The sequence below is a fragment of the Nocardiopsis sp. CNZ308 genome (assembly GCF_004217075.1).
The window spans coordinates 6,343,033-6,367,560 of sequence record NZ_SHKJ01000001.1 but is presented as its reverse complement, the minus strand read 5'-3'; the positions used below and the strand labels follow the sequence as shown (position 1 = coordinate 6,367,560).

The following is a 24,528-nucleotide window of genomic DNA, read 5'->3' as shown; positions in this document are numbered from 1 at the left end:
TTGACATCTGCCGTGGCGCGGCTCACAGTCGTCAACTAATGCGCATTAACACGGCTCGCAGGAGGAGAAACAGGTGACGCACGTCAGGAGGGCGGGGCCGCGGCGCCCGCGCCAGTCCGACATCGCGCGGGTGGCCGGGGTCTCCCAGGCCACGGTCTCGCTGGTGCTGCGGGGTACCCCCACCGGGATGTCCCTGGCCCGCGAGACCCGCCAGCGGGTGCTCGACGCCGCCGAGGAGCTGGGCTACGTGCCCGACCCGGTCGCCACCCGGCTGGCCTCGGCCAGCAACGCGATGCTGGGGCTGTACACCTTCAGCGCCACCTTCCCCACCGACGTGGCGCACTCCTACTACCCGGTCCTGGTCGGGGTGGAGGAGGAGGCCGCGGCCCAGGGCCAGGACCTCATCCTGTTCACCGGGTCCGCGCGGGCCGCCGCCAGCGCCGACGATCCGGCCGCGGTGCGGCGGGTGCGCGTGGCCGACGGCTGCCTGTTCTTCGGCCGCCACGTGCCCGACGAGCCCATCCGGCGTCTGGTCGAGGACGGTTTCCCGTTCGTCTACATCGGCCGCCGCGACGAGCCCGGCGTGCCCTACGTGGGCGCCGACTACGTCTCGGCCTCGGCGCAGGTGGTGGCGCGCCTGGCCGGTCTGGGCCACCGCGAGCTGCGGTACCTGCGCGAGCACGACCAGGCCCCGGCCTCGACCGACCGCGAGCGGGGCGTGCTGCGGGGCGCCCGCGCGGCCGGGATCGACACCGCGCGCCTGGTGGTGCGCACCGACGGCTCCGACCTGGACGGACTGCTGCGGCGCTGGCTGGAGGAGGGTGTGACCGCCGTCGTGGTCGAGCAGACCGACACCGGCGCCGCCCTGGACGGCCTGGCCGCCGCCGTGGACCGGGCCGGTCTGCGCTGCCCGGAGGACCTCTCCCTGGCCCTGCTGGGGGCGCCGACCGGGACCCGGGGCCGCGCCCCGGGCGGCGGCGCGGCCTACGGCGGCTTCGACGCGCCCCTGCGCGCGATGGGCCGCGACGCGGTCCGTCTGCTGCTGGAACTGATCGCGGGCGCCCACGGGCAGACGCCCCGGCGCCTGCTGCCCTGCGAGCCGGTGGAGGGCGGCACCCTCGCCGCGCCCCGGACACGACACACCTGAGAAAGGCCCCAGATGACCGAGACCAGCACAGAGATCCTCGTCGTCGGCGGGGGGCTGGGCGGTGTGGCCGCGGCCCTGGCCGCCGCCGACTCCGGCCGCCGCGTGGTGCTGACCGAGGAGACCGACTGGATCGGCGGGCAGCTCACCGCGCAGGCGGTGCCGCCCGACGAGAACCCGTGGATCGAGCGCTTCGGCTCCACCGCCTCCTACCGGCGCCTGCGCGAGGGCATCCGCGACCACTACCGGCGCGCCTACCCGCTGCGGGCCGAGGCCGCCTCCTCGCTCACCCTCAACCCCGGCGCGGGCCGGGTCAGCAAGCTGTGCCACGAGCCCCGTGTGGCCCTGGCGGTGCTGGAGGAGATGGTGGGCCCGCACCGGGCGGCCGGGCGTCTGACCGTCCTGCTGCGCCACCGGCCGGTGGCCGCGCACACCGACGGCGACAGGGTGAGCGCGGTGGAGCTGGAGGACGAGCTGGGGCGCCGCCGCACGGTGAGCGCCGCCTACGTCCTGGACGCCACCGAGAACGGCGACCTGCTGCCGATGGCGGGCCTGGACCACGTCACCGGCGCCGAGGCGCGCTCGGAGCACGACGAGCCGCACGCCCCGGAGGTGGCCGACCCGACCAACCTCCAGGGCATCACCTACTGCTTCGCGATGTCGCACCACCAGGGCGAGGACCACACCATCGAGCGCCCGGCGATGTACGACTTCTGGCGCTCCTACACGCCCGAGTTCTGGCCGGGTCCGCTGCTGGGCTTCTCCGCGCCCGACCCGCGCACGCTGGAGCCGGTGGCGCGCACGTTCGTGCCCAACCCCGACACCGACCCGCTCGCGGTGGCCGCCGACCAGAGCGCGGACGCGGGCGACAAGGAGCTGTGGGGTTTCCGGCGCATCCTGGCCCGGCGCATGCACCTGCCCGGCGCCTTCGACTCCGACATCACCCTGGCCAACTGGCCGCTCAACGACTACTGGCTCAAGCCCGCCCTGGAGATCGAGGGGCTGGTGGACGCCCAGACCATCCGCGAGGCCCACGAGGAGGCCCGTCAGCTGTCCTTGTCGGTGCTGTACTGGCTCCAGACCGAGGCTCCCCGCGCCGACGGCGGCACCGGTTTCCCCGGGCTCAGACCGCGGCCCGACGTGACCGGTACGCGGACGGGTCTGGCCAAGGCCGCCTACGTGCGCGAGTCCCGGCGCGTCCGGGCGGTCACCACCGTCACCGAGCACGACGTGTCCCTGGACCTGCTGGGCCCGCACGGCATCGTGCGCCGCCACGACTCGGTGGGGGTGGGCAGCTACCGCATCGACCTGCACCCCTCCACGGGCGGCGACAACTACGTGGACGTGGCCAGCGTCCCGTTCGAGATCCCGCTGGGGGCCCTGCTGCCCGAGCGGGAGACCAACCTGCTGCCCGCCGCCAAGAACGTCGGCACCACCCACATCACCAACGGCTGCTTCCGGCTGCACCCGGTGGAGTGGAACATCGGCGAGGCCGCCGGGCGGCTGGCCGCCTTCGCCCTGGAGCACGGCACCACGCCGCACGCCGTGCGCGCCAAGGACGAGCTGCTGGAGGCCTTCACCGCCGTGCTGGACCGCACCGGCGTCGAGCGCCACTGGCCCGACGTGCGCGGCTACTGACCCCGCCCGCACCCATCCGCCTCGGCCCGCCCGTCACCCGCCGCCGCCCGCCCCCGGCGGGCGGCGGGAGGGCCGCCACCCGCGACGGACGCCGCGCGCGGCATCCTCCCCCCCGTTCGGGCGTCCGCCCGACTCCCCGCTGTCCCACTCCCCACCGCCCGACTCCCCACAGAAGGGGTGACCATGAGCGACGCGACCCCAACCCCGTCCCCGGGCCCCGGTTCCCGTCCCGGTCCCGTGCGCATCGGCATCGACGTCGGCGGGACCTTCACCGACGCCGTGGCCGTCAGCGCCACCACCTACGCCCTGCTGGGCCAGGTCAAGGTGCCCACCAGCCACGACCACGCCGACGGCGTGGCCCACGGCATCATGACCGCGCTGGAACGCCTGCTCGGCGACATCGGCGTGCGCGCCGAGGACGTGGGCTTCCTCGCCCACGGCACCACCCAGGCCACCAACGCCCTGCTGGAGGGCGACGTGGCCACCATCGGCATCGTCGGCGTCGGCAGCGGCTACGACGCGTTCGCCACCCGCAGGCTGCGCTCCCTGGGCAAACTGAGACTGGACTCGGGCCACCCGCTGCCCGTGCGCTACGCCGCGTTGCGCGAACCCGAACGGGAGGGCGCGGCCCTGGCCAGCGTGGACCAGGTGATCGCCGAGGGCGCCGAGGTCGTCGTCGCCGTCGAACCCTTCAGCGTGGACGACCCCCGCGGCGAGCTGGCCGTGCTGGAGGCCGCCCGCGCCCGCGGGATCCCCGTCACCGCCACCCACGAGATCACCCAGCTCTACGGTCTGGGCAAACGCGCCCGCACCGCCGCGCTCAACGCCGGGGTCATGCCCCGCATGCTCCAGACCGCCGACCTGGTCGAGCGCAGCATCCACAAGGCCGGGGTCACCGCCCCGCTCATGGTCATGCGCTGCGACGGCGGCGTGATGTCGCTGCCCGAGATGCGCCACCGGCCCCTGCTGACCGTGCTCTCCGGACCCGCCGCGGGCGTGGCGGGCGCCCTGATGGGCGAGAAGGTCAGCGAGGGCGTGTTCCTGGAGACCGGCGGCACCTCCACCGACATCAGCGTCATCCGGCGCGGGCGGGTGCAGATCCGCCACGCCCGCCTGGGCGGCAAGGAGACCTACCTGTCGGCGCTGGACGTGCGCACCGTCGGCGTGGGCGGCGGCTCCCTCGTCCGCGTCGGCGGGGGCGAGGGCCCCGGCCGGGCGGGCCTGACCGACGTGGGGCCGCGCAGCGCCCACATCGCCGGGCTGCCCTACGCCTGCTTCGCCGACCCGGCCGAGCTGGAGGGCGCCCGCCTGGTGCGGATCAGCCCCATGGCCTCCGACCCGGGCGACCACGCCGTCCTGGAGAGCGGCGGGCGGCGCTTCGCCCTGACCGTGACCTGCGCCGCCAACGCCGCCGGGCTCGTCCCCGAGGGCGACTACGCCCGCGCCGACGCCCGTGCGGCCCGCGCCGCCCTCGCGCCCCTGGCCGAGGCCCTGGGCGTGGGGGTGGAGGAGGCCGCCCGCGCGGTGCTGCACAAGGCCACCGAGCGCGTGGCCGCGGTCGTGGACGAGATGGCGGGCGACTACGGCCTGGACCGGCAGGTGTGCACCCTGGTCGGCGGTGGCGGCGGCGCGGCCACCGTCACCCCCTACCTGGGCCAGCGCACCGGGCTGGAGGCGCGCATCGCCGCGCACAGCGAGGTCATCAGCCCCCTGGGCGTGGCGCTGGCGCTGGTGCGCGAGTCGGTGGAGCGCATCATCCCCGGCGCCACCCACGCCGACGTGCTCGCGGTGCGCGCCGAGGCCGAGCAGGCGGTGCTGCGCCAGGGCGCGGACCCGGCGGGGATCGAGGTGGACGTGACCGTGGACCCCCAGCGCAACCTGGTGGCGGCCGTGGCCACGGGCGCCACCGAGCTGCGCACCAAGGACCGCACCGCCACCGCCGACGCCGGGGCCGGGGCGCGGGCCGCCGCGGCGGCCAGTCTGGGCGCCGCGCCGGCCGAACTCACCGAGTACGCGGCCAACGATCAGTACCGGGTGTTCGGGCTGGTGCGCAGGCCCGGCGGGCCGCTGGGGCGCTTCGCCCGCGAACGCACCCACGTCCGGGTGGTGGACGCCGAAGGGGTGGTGCGCCTGCACAGCGCCGACGCCCAGGTGGACACGCTGGTGGCCGCCGAGGCCGAGGGGCGGCTCAAGGACCTGGTGGCCGAGCGCACCGCCTACGGCGACGGCGGGGCGCTGCCCCCGGCGGTGTGGCTGCTGCTGGGGCCCAAGTTCGCCGACCTGTCGGGGGTGCTGGATCCGGGGCACCTGGTGGCGCTGGCCTCGGCGGAGATCGCCCGCCGCGCCCCCGACGAGACGGTCATCGCGGTCATGGAGAAGCGGCGGTGAGCGCGCACACGCCGCCGCGTGCGGCCCGCGAACCGCGTTCCCCCGCGTCCGGGACACCGCAACGCCCCGGGCGCGCGGGCCGACCGAAGCCCCCGTGGCACACGGACCGCCCGGACCGGCGGGACCGGCGGGAAACGGGGGAGCGGGCGCAGGCGCCCGGCGGGCACGACGCGGGCCTCGCCCCCGAGCTGGCCGAGGAGTACGCGCGCATCGGCGCCGCCTCCGAGGAGGAGCTGGCCGCCGACCTGCTCGCGCTGACCGCCACCCACGAGGGCCGCGACCGCGACCTGCTGCTGTCCTGGGCAGCCACGGCGCTGCGCTTCGGTGAGCGGATGGCCGAGGAGGACGCCGCGAGCACAGGAGCGGCCGGGGATCCTGGGCCCGCTGGGCCCGCCGGGGTCGCCAGGACGGGAGGGAGCGCGAGGACCCAAGGGGACTCTGAGAGCCCTCAAGGGACCTCATGCAGCTCAGGCGCCTCTGAGGGCCCGAGCAGGCCAGACATCGCAGAGACCTCAGATGTCCCCAGCAGGTCCGGCACCTCAGACACCACTGAGGGCCCCAGCGGCTCTGGTGCCCCGGGTGCCACGGGCTTCTCGGGTGCGGTGAGCGCTCCGAGCCGCACGGGTCCTTCGGGCCCGCGCGTGGAGGAGCGGGCCTCCGGCGGACTGCGTCCGGGCGAGGTCCTGCTCGCCGAGTACCTGCACCGGGCCTCCGGCGACCGGGTGGTCGTCTACGCCGACGCCCTCGACCACGCCCACCGCGTGGCCCGCGACGCCGGATGGGGCCGCGACCTCACCCGCGCGGCCCTGCGCGAGACCGCGCTGGCCCACGAGCACGCCCACCGGATGCTGCACGAGGGACGGGGCCGCGCGCTGCGGCGCGAACTCGACCACGTCCTGGTGCGCCTGGGGCCGCTGCGCCTGCGCGGCCACGTGGTCGGCGCCGACGAGATCGCCGCGCACGCCTACGCCCGCCGCCGCGCGGGGCTGCGCCGCAGTCCGATCGCGCTCACCGCGGCCATCGCCGCCACCCTTGCCCACCGGGGTACGGGCCACGACCGGCCCGCCCCGCGAACCTCTCCCGGAGAACGCCCGTGACCGCCTTCGCGATCCTCCTCGCCATGGCGGTGGGCGTCGGCCTGATGCTGACGCGCCGCCTGCCCACCGCTTTCGCCCTCGTCCTGCTCTCCGTCGCGATCGCGCTCATCGCGGGCGCCCCCCTCATGGGAGAGGAGGGCAGTGTCACCGGGACCGTCATCCAGGAGGGCGCCCCGCGCCTGGCCGCGACCATGATCGCCATCCTCCTGGGCAGCTGGCTGGGCACGCTGATGTCCGAGGCGGGGATCGCCTCCACCCTCGTGCGCAAGATCGTGGAGTTCGGCGGTGAACGCCCTTCGCTGGTCGCCGTCGGCGTCTTCGTCGTCGCGATCCTGTGCGGCAGCATCACCGGTTCGGCGCCCGCGGCCATGCTCGCCGGTGTGGTGGGCATCCCCGCGATGATCGCGGTGGGGGTCACCCCCACCGTCGCGGCCGGGACCGTGCTGGTGGGCATCGCCGCCGGGCTGCCCCTGGAGCTGATCAACTGGCAGTTCCTGTCCGACGCCATCGGGGTGCCGGTCTCCACCGTCCAGCACTTCCAGCTGCGCCTGTTCCCGATCGCGCTGGTGGGCGGGCTGGCCTACATCCTCATCGAGATGCGCCGCAGGGGCGCCCGGCACACCTGGGCGGTGCGGGTCCCGGCCGGGGCCGGGGGGAGCGGTTCCGGCGGCGCCGGGACGAGGCCCCCGAGCCGCCGCCAGCGGGCCGCCGAGCGGCGCAGGCGGCGCGGGGACGCGCCCTGGTACGCGCTGGTCACGCCGCTGGTGCCGATCGTGCTGGCGCTGGGGCTGCACGTGCCCATCGTGCCCTCGCTGCTGGCCGGGGTGGTCTTCGCGCTGTTGACGGCCGTGCCGTGGCGGGAGATGTCCTCCACCGCGCTGCGCACGCTCTACCGGGCCTTCGACGTGGCGGCGCCGCCCATCGTGCTGTTCATCGCGATCGGCATGCTGCTGGCGGCGGTGAACCTGCCCGGGGCCGTCTCGGCGCTCACGCCGGTGGTGACCGCGATCAGCCCCAGCAGCCCGTGGCTGTTCGTGCTGGTCTTCGCCGTGCTGGTGCCGCTGGCCCTGTACCGGGGGCCGATGAACATCTTCGGCCTGGGCGCGGGTGTGGCCGGTGTGCTCATCTCCGGCGGTATCTACCCGGCTCCGGCGGTGCTGGGGCTGATGGCCTCCTACGGCCAGGTGCTGGGGGTGTCGGACCCCACCAGCACGCAGACGGTGTGGAGCGCGCAGTACGCGGGGGTGCGCCCGGAGCGGTCGATGCTCTCGACGCTGCCCTACACGTGGGTGATCGCCATCGCCGGGTTGGTGCTGACGGTGTTCCTGTACCTGGTGTGAGGCTGGTGGGGCCGGGCGCGAGCCGGGCCCGAGGCGGCGGGCAGTCCTTCGGGGCCGCCCGCCGCGCTGTGTGCGGGGCCGGTCCGGGATGCGGCCGGGGCTGGGGGCACCCGTGGCGGGGGAGGGGCCCCGGTTCCGGATCCGGGCGGGCGCGGGCCCTGCGGGGCGGTACGGCATCGGCCTTTCGGGGAGGTACGACACCGGTCCTTCACATGGCGGAAATATTGGCCTTACCAATCCATTGACGCCCGCGACCTGCGACTTGTACGCTTCCTCACATTGGTCAGGCCAATCAGGAGGTGTGGTGGACACGAACTTCGACGCCCTGGTCGAGGCGCTGGCGCCGGAGGCCCGGGCCTCGGGCACCGAGTCGCGCCTGATGACGGAGCGGGAGCTGGCCGAGCGTCTGGGCACGAGCCGGGCCACCGTCCGGGAGAACCTCGGCAGCCTGGAGATGCTCGGCATGGTGCGCCGCACCCAGGGGGCGGGGACGTTCTTCACCAAACCCGACGCCTCCTTCGTCCAGTTCCTGTTCGGCCTGATGTCGAAGTTCGGCCACATCGACGACGGCAGCGTCGAACGCGCCCGGGAGATGATGGAGGTCGCCGTGGTCCAGGAGGCCGCCGACCGCGCCGACGAGGAGGACGTGCGCGTGCTGCGCGGCCACGTCGAGGACATGGTCCGGGCCACCGCCGCGGGCGACGCCGAGGCCGGGCACGAGGCCGACTACGCCTTCCACAAGAAGCTGTTCCAGATCGCCGACAACCCGGTGATCGAGTTCTTCGTCGACGGCATGAGCCTGGCGCTCAAGGACGTCCTCGCCCACAAACGGGCCCTGGCCCTGGACATCGAGGCCCGCGCCGCCGAGGGCGACGCCGAGGGGCCCCGCAGGACGGACACCGTCCACACGCCCATCGTCGACGCCGTCGAGGCGCACGACCGCAGCGCCGCCGCGGCCGCGATGGTGGAGCACTTCACCCTGTGGCGCCGCATCACCGAGGGCGCCGCGCCCGCCGACGGGCGCTAGCCGGACACCGCCCGGCCCGAAACACCCCCCGCGGGGGAGAAGGAAGACACATGGACACCACACCAGTTCCACAGCCATGCCCGAAAACGGCCGTGATGTTCGTCGGCATCGGCGCCATCGGCCTGCCCATGGCCCTGCAGGTCGCCGCGGCCGGGCACACCGTGGTCGGCGTGGACCCCTCGCCGCGGCGCCGCGAGGAGGCCCGGGACCAGGGCCTGCGCACCCAGCCCGACACCGAGGGGATCGGTGAGGCCGACGTCGTCATCGTCATGGTCGCCACCCCCGACCAGCTGCGCGCGGCCGTCACCGCCCCGGGCGGCGCCCTGGAGGCCATGCGCGCCGACGCGGTGCTCGTGGTCATGAGCACCGTCGGACCCGGCCCCGTGCGCGAGGTCGCCGACCGCGCGCGCGAACGCGGGGTGCGGCTGCTGGACGTGCCGGTCACCGGAGGGGTGGCCGGGGCCCGGCGCGCGGCCCTGACCCTGTTCGCCGCCGGAGACCCCGAGGCCCTCCGGCGGTGCGGGCCGGTGCTGGAGGCCATGGGCACGGTGCGCGACTGCGGGGACCAGGCCGGACGCGGACAGTCCTACAAGGTCGTCAACCAGCTCCTGTGCTCGGTGCACATCGCCGCCGCGGCCGAGGCGCTGGCCCTGGCCGAACGCCTCGGGCTCGACCCCGCCGACGTGCTGGAGGCCGTCTCCGGCGGCGCCGGGGGCTCCTGGATGCTCGGCGACCGCGGCCCGCGCATGCTGCCGGACGGCCCCGACGAGATCACCAGCACCATCGGGATCTTCGTCAAGGACTCCGGGCTCGTCGCCGACACCGCCGAGGAGGCCGGGTTCTCCGCCCCGCTGCTCCTGGCCGCCCGCGACGCCTACACCAGGGCCGCCGAGGCCGGTCTGCTCGACCACGACGACTCCCAGGTCATCCGGGTCTACCGGGACTGACCCCCGCCGGGCCCCGTACCCGGCCCCTCACCGCCCCCCGTCCCCGCGCGGCGCCGACGGTCCCCCCAGCATGCCCGGAAAACGCCTCCCGGAGCGGTGCGCGGGACCCGCGCCGCCACGACAGAGAGAACCCGAGCCATGGACGCCCTCGTACTCGCACTGATCGCCCTGGGGGCGATCGGCGCGCTACTCGTCCTCATCATCCGCTTCAACGTCCCCGCCTTCGTCGCGCTCCTGCTGGTCAGCGTCGGTACCGCCCTGGCCACCGGCATGCCCTTCGAGGACGTGGTGCCCACCATCGTGCAAGGGCTGGGCGGCACCCTGGGCAACGTGGCCCTCCTGGTGGGGCTGGGAGCCATGCTCGGCGCCATCGTCGAGCACTCCGGCGGCGCGGACGCGCTCTCCGAACGCTTCAGCGCGCTGCTCGGCCCGGCCAGGGTGGGCGTGGCGCTGCTGATCGCCTCGTCGGTGATCGCGGTGCCGATCTTCTTCGACGTCGCGTTCATCGTCCTGGTCCCGATCATCTACGCCTTCTCGCGGGCGGCCCGCCTGCCCTCGCCCATGCGGATCGGCCTGCCCATCGCCGGGCTGATGCTCTTCATCCACGTGGTGCTGCCGCCCCACCCCGGCATCGTCGGCAGCTCCGTGCTCACCGGCGCCGACATGGGCCTGGTCACCCTCCTGGGCGCCGCGCTCATCCTCCCGGTGGGCGTGATCGCCCACTACACCGCGAAGCTGCTCAACCGGCGCGCGTACGCCATGCTGCCCTCCACCGCCGCACTGTACGAGCAGAACACCGGTGAACCCGGAACCGGCGGCACGGAGCCCTCCGGCGGCACCGGGGGCCCGGGCGGCACGGGCGCTGCCGGCGGGACGGACGGCGCGGGCGCCTCCGACACGGCCAAGGTCTCCGCCCGCCCCCGGGTGGAGCCGCAGCGCCCGCCCAGCGCCGCCGCGGTGATCACGGTCATCGCTGTCCCCATCCTCATGATCGGGCTCCAGACCGTCGCCGGGATGTTCCTGGAGGAGGGCTCCGCGTCCCTGCGCTTCCTGACCATGGTCGGGGCCCCGCCCTTCGCACTGCTCACCGGCTGCCTGCTGGCCCTGTACCTGCTGGGCGTGCGCCGCGGCTGGTCGATGCGTTCGGTCGGCTCGGTCATGGACGCCGCGCTCGCCCCCGCGGCGGTGGTCGTGTTCGTGACCGGAGCGGGCGGCGCGTTCGCCGGGGTGCTCACCGCCAGCGGCATCGGCGAGGTGCTCTCCGAGAGCATGCTCGGCCTGGGGCTGCCCCTGCTGCTCCTGGCCTTCTGCCTGGCCGCGCTGCTGCGGGCGGCCCAGGGATCGGCCACCGTCTCGGCCCTGACCACCTCCGGGCTCCTGGCCGAGGCCATCGCCTCGGGCGGGTACAGCGGCCTGGAGGTCGCCCTGGTCAACCTCGCCATCGGCTGCGGCGCCATCTGCCTGTCCCACGTCAACGACTCGGGCTTCTGGATCGTCTCGCGCTACCTGGGCCTGTCGGTGCGCGACGCCCTGCGCACCTGGAGCGTGCTCGTCACGGTCCTGGGCACGAGCGGGTTCGCCCTCGTCAGCCTCACCTGGGCGCTGGTCTGAACCCCCGCGCCCCGGACGGGACGCGCCGCCCCCGAACCACACCCTTCCCCCGAACCACGTCCTTCCCCCCGAACCACACCCTTCGTACACCGAGGAAGGTCCCTATGCACCAGACCGCCACCAGACCCGGAGGCGGCGTCGACACCGCCAGGCTGGAGCGGCTGCGCGCCGCCGCCTACCGCATCCGGCTCAACGCCCTCACCCAGGCCCAGGTCCAGGGACAGGGCTACATCGGCCAGGCCCTCGGGTTCGCCGACGTGCTCGCCGCCCTGTACGCCGACCACCTGCGGCTGCGCCCCGAGGAGCCGGAGTGGGAGGGGCGCGACCGCTGCCTGCTCAGCATCGGCCACTACGCCATCGCCCTCTACGCCGCCCTGGCCGAGGCGGGGATCATCCCCGAGGAGGAGCTGACCACCTACGCCACCGACGACTCGCGCCTGCCGATGTCGGGCATGGCCACCTACACGCCGGGGATGGAGATCTCCGGCGGCTCCCTGGGCCACGGGCTGGGGATCGCGGTGGGTGTCGGACTGGGGCTGCGCCGCAAGGGCAACCCCGCCCGCGTGTACAACCTGCTCTCCGACGGCGAGCTCAGCGAGGGCTCCACGTGGGAGGCGGTGCAGGCCGCCGCCCACCACCGCCTGGACAACGTCACCGCGATCGTGGACATGAACCGCCAGGTGGCCGACGGTCCCGCCCAGGAGGTCATGGGCACCGAACCCGCCGACGAGAAGCTGCGTGTCAGCGGATGGCACACCCTGCGGGTGGACGGCAACGACGTGGCCGCCGTCGCCGCGGCCCTGGACGAGCTGCGCGAGCACCGCGGCTCGCCCACGGCGCTGGTGTGCGACACCAGGATCGGCGCGGGGGTGCCGATGCTGGAGAGCAGGGAGAAGCTGCACTTCATGCGGGTGGCCGAGGACGAGTGGCAGACCGCACGCGAGCAGCTGCGCCAGGGATACGAGGGGTACACGGCATGAGCACCACCACCAGCAGCAGCACCAGCGGCGCCGGCACCGGCGGCGTCGGTGGCGTCGGCGGCAGGAAGCTGACGTCGGACGCCATGATCGCCTCGATCGCGGAGGAGGGCGCACGCACCGTCCAGGCGCCCCTGGGGCACGCCCTGGTACGCGCCGCGCGCGAGGACGAGCGCGTCGTGGGATTGTCGGCCGACCTGGCCAAGTACACCGACATGCACGTCTTCCGCGACGCCATGCCCGACCGCTTCCACCAGATGGGCATGGCCGAACAGGTGATGATGGGTGCCGCCGCCGGGCTGGCCATGGAGGGGTTCGTGCCCTTCGCCTCCACCTACTCGGTCTTCGCCACCCGCCGCGCCTACGACTTCCTGTGCCTGGACATCGCCGAGCCGCGCCTGAACGTCAACGTCGTCGCGGCGCTGCCCGGCCTGACCACCGGCTACGGGCCCAGCCACCAGGCCACCGAGGACATCGCCCTGCTGCGGGGCATCCCCGGGATGGTGATCGTGGACCCGTGCGACTCGGTGGACATCGAGCAGGCGGTCCCGCAGTTGATCGCGCACGAGGGACCGACCTACACCCGCATCCTGCGCGGCGCGGTGCCCACGGTGCTGGACGAGTACGACTACGAGTTCCGGCTGGGCGAGGCCGCGCTCCTGCGCGGCGGTGACGACGTCCTGTTCGTCTCCTCGGGGATGATGACCGAGCGGGCGCTGCGCGCCGCCGCCGAGCTGGAGGCCGACCGGATCGGCGTGGCGGTCCTGCACGCGCCCACCATCAAGCCGCTGGACGTGGAGACGGTCCTGGAGCAGGTGGGCCGGGACCGCAAGGTGTTCGTGCTGGAGAACCACTCGGTCGTGGGCGGGCTGTTCGAGTCGGTGGCCTCCGCCCTGGTCCAGCGCGGGGTGGCCCGGCGGGTGGAGCACATCGGACTGCCGGACGAGTTCCTGGACGCGGGGGCGCTGCCCACCCTCTACGACCGCTACGGCGTGTCCGTGCCCCGGATCGTGGAAAGGGTGCGCGCCTCGCTGTGACGGGTCGGCCGAGCTGGGCGGTCCGGGACGGGACGGTCCGGGCCGGGACGGGACGTTCCGGGGCGGGGCAGGTCGGGGCAGGTCGGGGTGGGGCGGAATGAGGCGCGAGATGACGTGATGGGGCTGGTTCCGCCGGTCGGCGAAGAGCGCCGGGGCCCGTGAAGGTGTGGCGGGGAGTTCTTCGGGGCTCCCCGCCACACCTGTTCGGGGAAGCGGGTCCCGCAGACAGACAACGCTTGCTGTGCGAGTGTGGTTGCTCGCTCCTGCGGCATCAGCTGCCGCGAAGTGACCTGGGAAGGTGACCAACGCCTGAGGTCGGAGTGTGGTCAGCCTCTGCTGCGTCGGCACCAAAGGCGGTGGGTGTCCGGGGACCCCGCTCAACGCCCCACCTGCTGATGGTGGCGGGAGGCGGCGGCGCCAGCTGCCGCGCAGTGGTGCGGGAGGGTGACCAACGGTCGGGGTTCGGGGGTGGTGGGGCTCTGCTGCGTCGGCACCAAAGGCGGCGGGTGTCCGGGGACTCCGCTCAACGCCCCACCTGCTGATGGTGGCGGGAGGTAGCGGCGTCAGCTGCCGCGTAGTGGCCCGGGAGGGCGGTTAACGGTTGGCCTTTGGAGGCGGCTGGGCTCTGCTGCGTTGGCACCAAAGGCAGCGGGACTGTCGGGCCCCGGGCAGCGGTCCGGGCCCCTGGGGCGGGGGCAAGCGACGGAGGCAGCGACCACGGTGGGCGCGGGGGTCATGTGCGGGGTGGTGGATCCGGGTCCCTGCCGGGCGGGTGGTCCCGTCCCCGGTCCCGTCCTGGGTAGTGGTGTGGGTGTGTGCGGAGTTCGCGTTGGTACTTGGCCCGGTTGTGCGGCCCGCACAACGGTTGCAGATTAGCCACCACCGTGCGCCCGCCCCGGGAGAAGGAGGTGACGTGGTCGGCTTGGCAGAGGGCGACCGGTACTTCGCATCCGCCCGGGTGGGCGCAGGTGCTGTGCCCGTGAAAGGCCGCCGTGCGCTGGCGGGCTGAGGCCAAGCGGCGGCTATGGCCCACATCCAGCACCTGTCCGGTAGGCGGGGCGGTGAGCATCCGCACCACCTCAGAGTCAGCGGCGAGTTCGTGGACCAGTCCGACCGGGATCACCCGACCGTGCTCGTCCAACGCCGGAACCTCCTGACTCTGAGCGTCCAAGTAGGTCTGCACGGGCACGACGATGCGGATCTGCGCCAGCGGAGCCGGAGCATGAGTGCATCCGGTGTGGGTGGTGGCAAAGCGCAGCGCGGCGATGAGCGCGTCGTGCTCACGCTGGGACCGGGACCGGGTGTCACCCTCCCCGGGTGGGGTGGTGAAGGTGTCGATGGCCGCGCGCACGATCAACGCATCCCCAGACCCGCCCCAGGCCTGCAACTGGTAGCTGCCCTGGAAGGTGTCATGGAGTGTTAGTCCACGGGCCGCGTGAGCAGCCTCGTGGTCACGGTCCAACCGGTGCGGATCCAAACGGTAAGCGACCTGGCGGGCCACCGACTGAAGCTGGTTGACCGACAACGCGGGCCGCTCCGTTTTCGCGGCTACCAGCGCCGCTTCGAACCCCTGCCGGTACTCCGCCTGATCGGGGAAGTGGTCCTCGTCCCGGGTCTGGATGGCCTTATCGGTGGCCTTGGCGATCGCCACCGCCTCACCCAAGGCCAGAGCACCCTCCTCCACCGCTTCCACCGTGGCAGGCAGCGTTTCCTCGTGCACGTGCTGGGCCAGACGGGCCAGGTCCTTGGCCTGAGCGGTAGGGACCTTGCACCGATGGGTGATCCACTTGTCCAGCGTGGAATAACCGCTGTAGCGGGCTATCTCACCGCGTGCGTACAGGCGCGCCATCCGCGCGAGCGCCTGGTAGCGGATCTGGTCCAGCTGGGCCCACAGCGCCGCGACCTCCTCAGCCGCACTCTCGTCCGCCCCGGGCGGCACCTCGGCGTTCAACATCTGGTGGATGATCTCGCGCGCACCGGCCAGCGCGGCCACGGCCGGGGAACATTCCCCGGGGGCCGCCTTGGGCGCTGCGATCATCATCTCCATACTTCTTATTATAGGCGAGCATCCGCCCTTTCTCCACTATTCACAACCCCGAATTAGACGCCTTTCTTCCGAGGACTTCACTTGATTGGGTGGCCACATTTAAGGCGGACTCAAAAGGTGTCCGAAAACGAGCGTCCAGAACGGGAACTCGCCGTTGGTGTCACCGCCAGCCGCCCCAACCCCAGGGGCCGGATCCGTTACCCGAGGCTGGAGGGTCCGCTTGCCGTTGGTGCCGACGTCGCAGAGCCCGACCACCTCCACACCCCGGGCGTTGGCCGCCCTCCGGGGGTCGCTCCCGCCTTTGGTGCCGCTGTTCGTCGGCCGCGTCCACCCCCACCCAACACCAGCCGCTTGCCGAAGACCATTCCACTTCGCGGCAGCTGGCGCGCTTTCGCTGCCGCCAGCAACCCCCGACAGGAATGGCGTAGGGGAGAGACCTGTGGGCGGCCCCTCCCTGCCCCTCAATCCATTATCCTTATTGAGCGCCGAGTGTTTCAGGGCATGCCGAAACGCCTACTGGGTGGGATCCCCCCTATTTCCAGGAAACCATCACCACTCCACCCACGGCCACCCCTAACCCCCGCCTGTGGAAAACACGGGAACGGCCCCGGGCGATCGCCCGGGGCCGGAACACTACACGGAGAGGGACGGGAACCGGTCAGGCGTCCGTCCTTCCTGCGGGTTCCTCGGTCCTGCCGTCACCACTGCTACCGCCACGGCCATTACTGCTACCGGCGTCGCCGCTACCACCACCCCTACCGCCACCGTCACCGCTATCGCTACCGCGGCCCCGGTACCACCGCCACAGAGCACGCGCCAGCGGAAGCACGATCACCACCGCCAACAGCAGCAACAGCGTTCCCGAGATCGGCCGGGTCAGGAACCCCGTGGGGTCCCCGTCGAAGAGCAGCAGCGACCGGCGCAGCGAGCTCTCCAGCAGCGAGCCCAGGACGAAGGCCAGCACCAGCGGCCCCGGGTCGAAGCCGAACTTCTTCATCAGGTAGCCCAACAGCCCGAAGACCACCACCAGCACGATGTCGAACACGCTGTTGCGCACCGTGTACACGCCCACCAGCGTGATCAGCACCGTGATGGGGGCCAGGATCGTCGGGCGCACCCGCAGGATCCGCACGAACAGCCCCACCAGCGGAATGCTCATGATCAGCAGCAGGATGTTGCCGACGTACATCGAGTTGATGACGCCCTAGAACAGCTCCGGCTCCTGGGTCACCAGCTCCGGCCCCGGCGGTACGCCCTGGATGAGCAGCGCGCCGAAGATGATCGCCATCGTCGCGTTCGCCGGGATGCCCAGGGTCAGCAGCGGGATGAACGAGGAGGTGGCGGCGGCGTTGTTGGCCGTTTCGGGCGCGGCCACGCCCTCCACCGCGCCCCTGCCGAAGCGCTCGGGGTTGCGCGAGCGCCGCTTCTCCATCGCGTAGGCCGCCAGGGAGGACAGGGTGGCGCCTCCGCCGGGCAGGATGCCCAGCACGAAGCCGATGACCGAACCCCGCCCGATCGCGCCCGACGACTGGCGCAGGTCCTTGCGCGAGGGCCAGGTGTTGGTGACCTTGAGGGGCTTCTTCGGCGCCCGGTGGTGTTCCTCCAGGCTGTGCAGGATCTCCCCGATGCCGAACAGGCCCATCGCGATCGGCACGAAGTCGATCCCGTCGGACAGCGCCATGGAGTCGAAGGTGAAGCGTTCGGCGCCGGTGAAGGTGTCCAGGCCGACCGTGGCCAGCAACAGGCCCACGCAGGCGGCGATGATCGCCTTGATCCGGCTGCCGTTGCCGACGGTGGACACCAGAAGGATGCCCAGCAGCGCCAGCGCGGTGTACTCGGGCGGGCCGAAGTCCAGGGCGAAACTCGCCACCAGGGGCGCGACCAGGGACAGGGCCACGATCGACACGGTCCCGCCCACGAACGAGCCTACGGCCGCGATGCCCAGCGCCGTCCCGGCCCGGCCCTGGCGGGCCAGCATGTGGCCGTCGAAGACCGTCACCACCGAGGACGCCTCGCCGGGCAGGCGCAGCAGGACCGAGGTGATCGTCCCCCCGTACTGGGCGCCGTAGAAGATGCCCGCGAGCATGATGATCGCGGTCACCGGTTCGAGGCCGAAGGTCAGGGGCAGCAGGATCGCGATCGTGGCCGCGGGGCCGAGCCCGGGCAGGACCCCGACCAGCATGCCGACCACGACGCCGATCAGGCAGTAGAGCAGGTTGACCGGTTCGAGGACGACACCGAACCCGTTGATCATGGGTGTCAGGGAATCCATCGTTGTGTCCTAGAAGAGGTGGGGGATCGGCACGGCCAGCAGGCCGACGAAGACGACGTAGAAGGCGACCACGATCAGGACCGAGGCGATGGCGGACAGGCGCCACGATTCGCCCCCGAGGAAGCGCAGCCACACGAAGGCCAGGAGCGCGGAGGGGATCTCGAAGCCGATCACGCCGACCACGGCGACGAAGCCGACCATGGTGGCGACCCCGGCCAGGACCTTCCAGGAGGAGGCGGAGAAGACCTCGGTGTCGGCGGTGCGGCGGGCCAGTCCCAGCAGGACCACGCCCAGCGCGGCGATCGCCACGCTGACGAGCAGGGGCCAGGTGCCCGAGCCCGGGTCGGCGGGGGTGCCCGGGCCGAGCGCCCAGGACCCGGCGATCCCGGCCGCGCCCAGGGCGGTGACGGTCAGGGCCACCGCGGTGTTGGCCCGGGGGCCCAGGGGCTTCGGGGGTTCCTCGTCCTCTTCCGGGCCGGGCGCGGCTTCCTGCGGCTGGGCCTCCGGCGACCCGGCCCCCTCCGGAGCGGTCCGCTCCGGAACCACCTCCTCCGGAACCACCTCCTCCGGAACCACCTCCTCCGGAACCACCTCCTCCGGAACGATCCGCTCCGGGGCGGCCCCCTCCGGCCCCACACGCTGCGGTTCGGCCTGTCCCGCGCCGGGTTCCGGGTCCGCGGGCGCGGCGTCCCGTGCCGCGGTCTCCCGCTCCGGACCGGCCTGCTCCGCGGCGGCCCGCCGCGCCGCGCTCTCCCGCGCGCCGCCTTCTCGTGCAGCGCTCTCCTGCCGGGCGCTCTCCTGCTGGGGGCTCTCCCGCCCGGCGGCCTCCCGCGCGGTGGGTTCCCTCGCGGCGGGCTCCCCGGCGGCGGACGCGGACCCCTGCGCGCGCCGGGTGCGGGGCGCGCTCACCGGCCCTCGCCCATGTCGATGCCGTACTCCTCCACCATGGAGGCGTACTCCTGCGCGAAGGAGGACCACTCCTCGGTCAGTTCGGCGGGCTCCAGCTCGTGCGGGGTGAGCAGGTTGTTCTCATTGAACTCCTGGTAGGCGTCGCTGGCGAAGACCTCGGTGAACGCCGTGCGCAGCCGCTCCACGACCTCCTCGGGCGTGCCCTGGGGGGCGACCACGGCCCGGTACTGCGAGACCCGCACGTCGTACCCGGCCTCGACCGCGCTGGGGACGTCGGACAGGTACTGGTTGCGCTCCTCGGCGAAGGTGGCCAGGGGGGTGATCTCACCGGCCTCGATCTGGGCGATCGCCTCGCCGAGCTGGACCGAGGCCACGTCCACCTGCTTGCCCAGGACGGCGGTCAGGGTGGGGGAGCCGCCGTCGAAGGGGACGGGGGTGCCCGAGATCCCGGCCTGCTCGAACAGCAGCGCCTGGGACAGCTGGCTGCCGGTGCCCACCCCGGTGGTGCCGTAGTCGACCTCGTCGCCGGAGTCGACGAGGTCCTGGAGGGTGTCGTAGTCGGAGGAGGCCGCGGTGACGAGCACGTAGTCGTCGCGTGAGACGCCGGTGACGACCTCGTAGTCGGCGATGTCGACCGCCTCCTCCTCCGAGACCGCCAGGGGGGTGATCGCGGTGAGGGAGGCGTTGATGACGAGCAGGTTCTGGCCGTCGGGCTCCTGGGAGGCGAGTTCGTTGGCGGCCAGGGCGCCGTTGGCGCCGGGGGTGTTGACCACCGGGAGCGCGACGCCGAGCCCCTCCTGCGCGCCGTCGGCCAGCGCTCGGGCGATGAGGTCGGTGCTGCCGCCCGGGTCCTGTCCGACCATCACGGTGATCGGCCCCCGGGGGAACTCGCCCTCGGCGGAGCCCCCACCGGACAGGTTCCCGCCGCAGGCCGCCAACGACACGGTGAGCCCCGCTGCGAGGACCGAGGCCGCGCCCCGGCGGGCGCGGCTCCTGCGCGGTATATGGGTCATGGTTCCTCGCCTTTCTTGTGGCCGCCGTCCGCACACGTCGGAGGGTTCTGTGTGAACGCGGTCACGTACTTCGGTGAGTGGCAGCATAGGAACATGCGATCATGCATGTCCAAGTCGAATACGGCATAACCTGATACCTTCCGTGCATCATGTTCTCTTTCGACCAGTTGCGTGGTTTCGTCGCCGTCGCCGAGGAACTCCACTTCGGGCGGGCCGCGGAGCGGCTGTCCATGACCCAGCCCCCGCTCAGCCGCCAGATCCAGAAGCTCGAACGCGTCGTGGGCGTGCGCCTGCTGGAGCGCGACCGGCGCCACGTGGTCCTGACCGCGGCGGGGGAGGCCTTCCTGATCGAGGCCCGGCGCCTGCTGTCCCTGGCCGAGAGCGCGCCGGACCTGGCGCGGCGCATCTCCGAGGGGTCGCGGGGCACGCTGCGGGTCGGCTTCACCGCGGCCTCCTCCTACGGCCTGCTCGGGGACATGGTCAACTCCGTGGAGAGGCAGCTGCCGGAGATCACCGTCGAGCTGTTCGAGATGGTCACCAAGGAACAGGCCGCGGCCCTGCTCTCGGGTGAGATCGACATGGGCCTGGCCCGGCCGCCCCTGGACACCGACCTGTTCGGGTCGCGGGTCCAGCTCCGCGAGCGGTTGCTGGTCGCGGTGCCCGAGGCCCACCCGCTGGCGCGCCGCACGGGTCCGCTGTCCGCCGAGGACCTGGTGGACGTGCCGCTGATCATGCACTCGCCGATCAAGGCCCGCTACTTCTACGACCTCGTGGTCGGCCTGCTGCCCATCGCCCACCAGAACGTGGTGCACACGGTCAGCCAGGTCATGACGATGGTCTGGCTCGTCGCCGCCGGGCGCGGGGTCGCCTTCGTGCCCGCCTCGGCGACCGGTCTGGGCGTGGCGGGGGTGGCCTACCGCGAGCTGGAGGGGCTGCCCGAGAACCCCGTCGAACTCCACCTCATCTGGACCCACGACTCGCCCAATCCCGTCGTGGCGAGGGTGCTCCAGGCGTGGCCCGCCGCCGACGGAGGAGCCTCCTGATACCCGGTGGGTATCAGTTGATGCCCAACGAATCTTGGACAGCATCGAACGACGCTCCGTACGGTAGCGGCAACACCGTGCGGGCCCGCGACCCCCGGGGCCCGAGCCGCAGAACCGAGGACGACACGTGAACGCGATGCACCCAGACGACCTGGCCGGACGGCTCAGGTCCGGGCTCCTGTCCTTCCCCGTGACCCACTTCGACGGCGACCTGGCCTTCGACGAGGGGCGCTACCGGGAGCACCTGGCCTGGCAGGCCAGCCACGACGTGGCCGGGCTGTTCGCCGCCGGGGGCACCGGCGAGGGCTTCTCCCTCACCCCGGCCGAGATCGACCGCGTGGTGCGCACGGCGGTCGACGAGGTCGGGGGCCGGGTCCCGGTGCTCGCCCCGGCCACCGGCGGCACCGCGGCGGCCGCCCTTCAGGCCCGCGCCGCCCAGGAGGCGGGCGCGGACGGCGTCCTGCTCATGCCGCCCTACCTCACCGAGGCCGGGCAGCCCGGCCTGGTCGAGCACGTCAGCGCGGTCTGCCGGGCCACCGACCTGGGGGTGGTCGTCTACAGCCGGGCCAACGCCGTGCTCGACGACCGCTCCGTGGCCGAGCTGGCCGAGCGCAACCCCAACCTCATCGGCTTCAAGGACGGCGTCGGCGACATCGAGGCGATGACCCGCATCTACGCCCGGGTCGGCGACCGGCTGGCCTACATCGGCGGCCTGCCCACCGCGGAGACCTTCGCGCTGCCGCTGCTGGAGCTGGGGGTGAGCACCTACTCCTCGGCGATGTACAACTTCGCGCCCGAGTTCGCCCTGGGCTTCTTCGCCGACGTGCAGGCCCGCGACAGGGAGTCGGTGTACCGCAAGCTCAACGACTTCGTCATCCCCTACCTGGACCTCCGCGACCGCATGCGCGGCTACGCGGTCTCCATCGTCAAGGCCGGGCTCGACGCCGTGGGGCGCCACGGCGGACCCGTCCGGCCGCCCCTGACCGCACTCACCCAGGCCGAGCGCGACGAGCTGTCCGCGCTGGTCGGAAAGGTCGCCTGAATGGCCGAGCACACTCCGGACCCGCAGGGCACGGGCACGAACACGGGCACGGACGTCCTCGGACCGCTGGTGGCCTGCGCTCCCGTCGAGGGCCGGGCCGGGACCCTGCGCGCGACCGACCCCGCCACGGGGGAGGAGTTCGGCGAGCCCGTGGGCCTGGTGGACTCCGGCCAGATCCAGGAGGCGACCCGCGCCGCCGAGCGGGCCCTGGACGCCTTCCGCGCCCAGCCGCCCGCCGAGCGCGCCGCCTTCCTGCGCCGCGTCGCCGACAACATCGACGCCCTGGGCGACGCGCTCGTGGACCGGGCGGTGCGCGAGAGCGGCCTGCCGCGCCAGCGCCTGACGGGGGAGCGGGCCCGCACCACCGGCCAGCTGCGCATGTTCGCCGACGTCGTGGCCCAGGGCGACGCCCTCGGCGCCCGCATCGACCCGGCGCTGCCCGACCGCACCCCCCAGCCCCGCCCCGACCTGCGCCTGGCGCACATCCCCGTCGGCCCCGTGGCGGTCTTCGGCGCGAGCAACTTCCCCCTGGCCTTCTCCACCGCCGGGGGCGACACGGCGGCGGCCCTGGCCGCCGGGTGCCCGGTGATCGTCAAGGGCCACAACGCCCACCCCGGCACCGCCGCACTCGTGGGGCGCGCCGTGGCCGACGCGGTGCGCGGGAGCGGCCTGCCCGGCGGCGTGTTCTCCCTGCTGTTCGGGGAGGGCAACGGCATCGGACAGGAGCTGGTCGCCGACCCGCGCGTGAAGGCCGTGGCCTTCACCGGGTCGCGGGGCGGCGGACTGGCCCTGATGCGGGTGGCGGCCGAGCGCCCCGAGCCGATCCCGGTCTTCGCCGAGATGTCCTCGGTCAACCCCGTGTTCGTGCTGCCCGGCGCGCTCGCCGGGCAGGGCGCCCAGGACCTGGCCGGGGCCTACGTCGCCTCGCTCACCCTGGGATCGGGGCAGTTCTGCACCAACCCCGGTCTGGTGTTCGTCCCCTCCGCCCCGGACGGGGACCGGTTCGTGGAAGCCGCCGCGCGCCTGGTGGCCGACTCCACCGGCCAGACGATGCTCACCGCGCCCATCGCCGCGGCCTTCCGCGACGGGGTGGAGGCGCTGGAGGGGCGTTCGGAGGTCGTGCTGCGGGCCAGGGGCGGCGAGGGGGAGGGCCCCAACGCGCCGGCCCCGGCCCTGGCAGAGGTGTCCCTGGCCGACCTCACGGCCGACCCGCGTCTGAGCGGGGAGGTCTTCGGCGCCGCGGGCACGGTGGTGCGCTACCCCGACGCCGCCGCGCTGCCCGCCGCGCTGGAGGGGCTGGAGGGCCAGCTCACCGCCACCCTGCACGCCGACACCGGCGACGCCGACGACCTGGCGGCGGCGCGCGCCCTGCTGCCGGTGCTGGAGCGCCGGGCGGGCCGCGTCCTGTTCGGGGGCTGGCCCACGGGGGTGGAGGTGACCCACGCGATGGTCCACGGCGGTCCCTTCCCCGCCACCTCCGACGGCCGGGGCACCTCGGTGGGCAGCCTGGCCCTGCACCGGTTCCTGCGGCCGGTCAGCTACCAGGACATGCCCGACGCCCTGCTGCCGCCCGCACTGCGCCAGGACAACCCCTGGCGGCTGAACCGACGAGTCGAGGGCACCGTCGTGCCCGGAGGAGACCCCGCATGAGTACGCCCACCATCGCCTCCGTCGACGTGGTGCCGGTGGCCGGACGCGACAGCATGCTGCTCAACCTCAGCGGCGCCCACGGCCCCTTCTTCACCCGCAACATCGCCATCCTCACCGACAGCGAGGGGCGCACCGGCCTGGGCGAGGTCCCCGGCGGCGAGCCCATCCGCGCCACCATCGCCGACGCCGCCGAACTGCTCGTCGGACGCCCCGTGGCCGAGCTCAACCCCCTCCTGCGCCGTGTCCAGGACGCCTTCGCCGACCGCGACCGGGGCGGGCGGGGCGAGCAGACCTTCGACCTGCGCACCACCGTGCACGCGGTCACCGCCCTGGAGTCGGCCCTGCTCGACCTGCTGGGCCAGCACCTGGGCGTGCCCGTCTGCGACCTGCTCGGCGAGGGCCGCCGACGCGAGCGGGTGCCCATGCTGGGCTACCTGTTCTACGTCGGCGACCGCGACCGCACACCGCTGCCCTACCCCGGGGCCGAGGACCCCGCCGACGACTGGGAGCGCCTGCGCACCGAGCCCGCGCTCACCCCCGAGGCCGTCGTCGCCCTGGCCGAGGCGGCCCGGAGCCGCTACGGCTTCCGCGACTTCAAGCTCAAGGGCGGGGTGCTGGCGGGCGAGGAGGAGGCCGCGGCGGTCCGCGCCCTGGCCGAGCGCTTCCCCGACGCACGCGTCACCATCGACCCCAACGGCGCCTGGTCGCTGGCCGAGGCAACCGCGCTCTGCTCCGACCTGCACGGCGTCCTGGCCTACGCCGAGGACCCCTGCGGCGCCGAGGGAGGCTACTCCGCGCGCGAGGTCATGGCGGAGTTCCGGCGGGCCACCGGCCTGCGCACCGCCACCAACATGATCGCCACCGACTGGCGCCAGATGGCGCACAGCGTGCGCGTCAACGCGGTGGACATCCCGCTGGCCGACCCGCACTTTTGGACCATGCGCGGCTCGGTGCGCGTGGCCCAGCTGTGCGAGGACTTCGGTCTGACCTGGGGCTCGCACTCCAACAACCACTTCGACATCTCCCTGGCGATGTTCACCCACGTGGGAGCCGCAGCCCCCGGCGACATCACCGCCCTGGACACCCACTGGATCTGGCAGGACGGGCAGGCCCTGACCCGCAGGCCCTTCCGGATCGAGGACGGCGCCGTCACCGTGCCCACCGCCCCCGGCCTGGGCGTGGAGCTGGACCGCGACGCCCTGGCCGCCGCGCACGAGCTGTACCTGGAGCACGGGCTGGGCGCGCGCGACGACGCCGCGGCCATGCGACACCTCATCCCCGACTGGACCTTCGACCCCAAGCGCCCCGCGATGGTGCGCTGAACCTCCCCCCGTCCCCCCCACTTC

The 24,528-nt window shown here is 73.5% G+C and carries 17 protein-coding genes and 1 pseudogene; 14 read left to right on the top strand and 4 right to left on the bottom strand.

The annotated features are described in order from the left end of the window. Positions 1-73 precede the first annotated feature (73 nt). The 10 genes from EV372_RS27480 (at position 74) to EV372_RS27435 (ending at position 13,206) form a co-directional block, all read left to right on the top strand. Positions 74-1,147 (top strand): LacI family DNA-binding transcriptional regulator, encoded by a 1,074-nt coding sequence (locus EV372_RS27480; protein ID WP_130398452.1) that lies wholly within the window; start codon positions 74-76, stop codon positions 1,145-1,147. Positions 1,148-1,159: 12 nt separating this feature from the next. Then, a complete protein-coding gene (locus EV372_RS27475; protein ID WP_130398451.1) occupies positions 1,160-2,782 on the top strand; it encodes an FAD-dependent oxidoreductase in 1,623 nt (540 codons plus the stop codon). Between the two features lie 183 nt (positions 2,783-2,965). Beyond that, positions 2,966-5,170 (top strand): hydantoinase/oxoprolinase family protein, encoded by a 2,205-nt coding sequence (locus tag EV372_RS27470; protein ID WP_197044331.1) that lies wholly within the window; start codon positions 2,966-2,968, stop codon positions 5,168-5,170. Beyond that, positions 5,167-6,267 carry a hypothetical protein gene (locus EV372_RS27465; RefSeq protein WP_130398450.1) on the top strand — a complete coding sequence of 367 codons (1,101 nt, stop codon included), beginning with the start codon at positions 5,167-5,169 and terminating at the stop codon, positions 6,265-6,267. The genes EV372_RS27470 and EV372_RS27465 overlap by 4 nt, the downstream gene beginning before the upstream one ends. Then, positions 6,264-7,607, top strand: a complete 1,344-nt coding sequence (locus tag EV372_RS27460; RefSeq protein ID WP_130398449.1) for a transporter — start codon at positions 6,264-6,266, stop codon at positions 7,605-7,607. The genes EV372_RS27465 and EV372_RS27460 overlap by 4 nt, the downstream gene beginning before the upstream one ends. A gap of 304 nt (positions 7,608-7,911) precedes the next feature. Continuing rightward, positions 7,912-8,634 carry a FadR/GntR family transcriptional regulator gene (locus EV372_RS27455; RefSeq protein WP_130398448.1) on the top strand — a complete coding sequence of 241 codons (723 nt, stop codon included), beginning with the start codon at positions 7,912-7,914 and terminating at the stop codon, positions 8,632-8,634. Positions 8,635-8,684: 50 nt separating this feature from the next. Further along, complete coding sequence (locus EV372_RS27450) at positions 8,685-9,581, top strand: NAD(P)-dependent oxidoreductase (protein ID WP_130398447.1); 897 nt, start codon at positions 8,685-8,687, stop codon at positions 9,579-9,581. A 138-nt stretch (positions 9,582-9,719) separates the two neighbouring features. Beyond that, positions 9,720-11,192 carry a GntT/GntP/DsdX family permease gene (locus tag EV372_RS27445; protein ID WP_130398446.1) on the top strand — a complete coding sequence of 491 codons (1,473 nt, stop codon included), beginning with the start codon at positions 9,720-9,722 and terminating at the stop codon, positions 11,190-11,192. A gap of 104 nt (positions 11,193-11,296) precedes the next feature. After that, on the top strand, positions 11,297-12,172 hold the full coding sequence (locus EV372_RS27440) for a transketolase (protein WP_130398445.1): 876 nt from the start codon (positions 11,297-11,299) through the stop codon (positions 12,170-12,172). Beyond that, entirely contained in the window at positions 12,169-13,206 is a 1,038-nt protein-coding gene (locus tag EV372_RS27435) for a transketolase family protein (RefSeq protein ID WP_197044330.1), read from the top strand. The genes EV372_RS27440 and EV372_RS27435 overlap by 4 nt, the downstream gene beginning before the upstream one ends. 733 nt (positions 13,207-13,939) lie before the next feature. Here EV372_RS27435 and EV372_RS27430 read toward each other — a convergent pair. The 4 genes and pseudogenes from EV372_RS27430 to EV372_RS27415 form a co-directional block, all read right to left on the bottom strand. Beyond that, entirely contained in the window at positions 13,940-15,244 is a 1,305-nt protein-coding gene (locus tag EV372_RS27430) for an HNH endonuclease signature motif containing protein (RefSeq protein WP_130399149.1), read from the bottom strand. 667 nt (positions 15,245-15,911) lie between these two features. Beyond that, positions 15,912-17,507, bottom strand: a pseudogene (locus EV372_RS27425) (tripartite tricarboxylate transporter permease). A gap of 27 nt (positions 17,508-17,534) precedes the next feature. Continuing rightward, entirely contained in the window at positions 17,535-18,434 is a 900-nt protein-coding gene (locus tag EV372_RS27420) for a tripartite tricarboxylate transporter TctB family protein (RefSeq protein WP_130398444.1), read from the bottom strand. After that, positions 18,431-19,447 (bottom strand): Bug family tripartite tricarboxylate transporter substrate binding protein, encoded by a 1,017-nt coding sequence (locus EV372_RS27415; RefSeq protein WP_165436045.1) that lies wholly within the window; start codon positions 19,445-19,447, stop codon positions 18,431-18,433. Before EV372_RS27415 ends, EV372_RS27420 begins: the two co-directional genes overlap by 4 nt. Before the next feature lie 149 nt (positions 19,448-19,596). On the opposite strand from EV372_RS27415, the gene EV372_RS27410 reads away from it, so the two are divergent. From EV372_RS27410 to EV372_RS27395, 4 genes are all read left to right on the top strand, one after another. Beyond that, on the top strand, positions 19,597-20,490 hold the full coding sequence (locus EV372_RS27410; RefSeq protein WP_130398443.1) for a LysR family transcriptional regulator: 894 nt from the start codon (positions 19,597-19,599) through the stop codon (positions 20,488-20,490). A gap of 136 nt (positions 20,491-20,626) precedes the next feature. Continuing rightward, positions 20,627-21,532, top strand: a complete 906-nt coding sequence (gene kdgD, locus EV372_RS27405; protein WP_165436092.1) for a 5-dehydro-4-deoxyglucarate dehydratase — start codon at positions 20,627-20,629, stop codon at positions 21,530-21,532. Then, entirely contained in the window at positions 21,533-23,182 is a 1,650-nt protein-coding gene (locus EV372_RS27400; RefSeq protein WP_130398441.1) for an aldehyde dehydrogenase (NADP(+)), read from the top strand. Continuing rightward, on the top strand, positions 23,179-24,504 hold the full coding sequence (locus EV372_RS27395) for an enolase C-terminal domain-like protein (protein WP_130398440.1): 1,326 nt from the start codon (positions 23,179-23,181) through the stop codon (positions 24,502-24,504). The genes EV372_RS27400 and EV372_RS27395 overlap by 4 nt, the downstream gene beginning before the upstream one ends. Positions 24,505-24,528 lie beyond the last annotated feature (24 nt).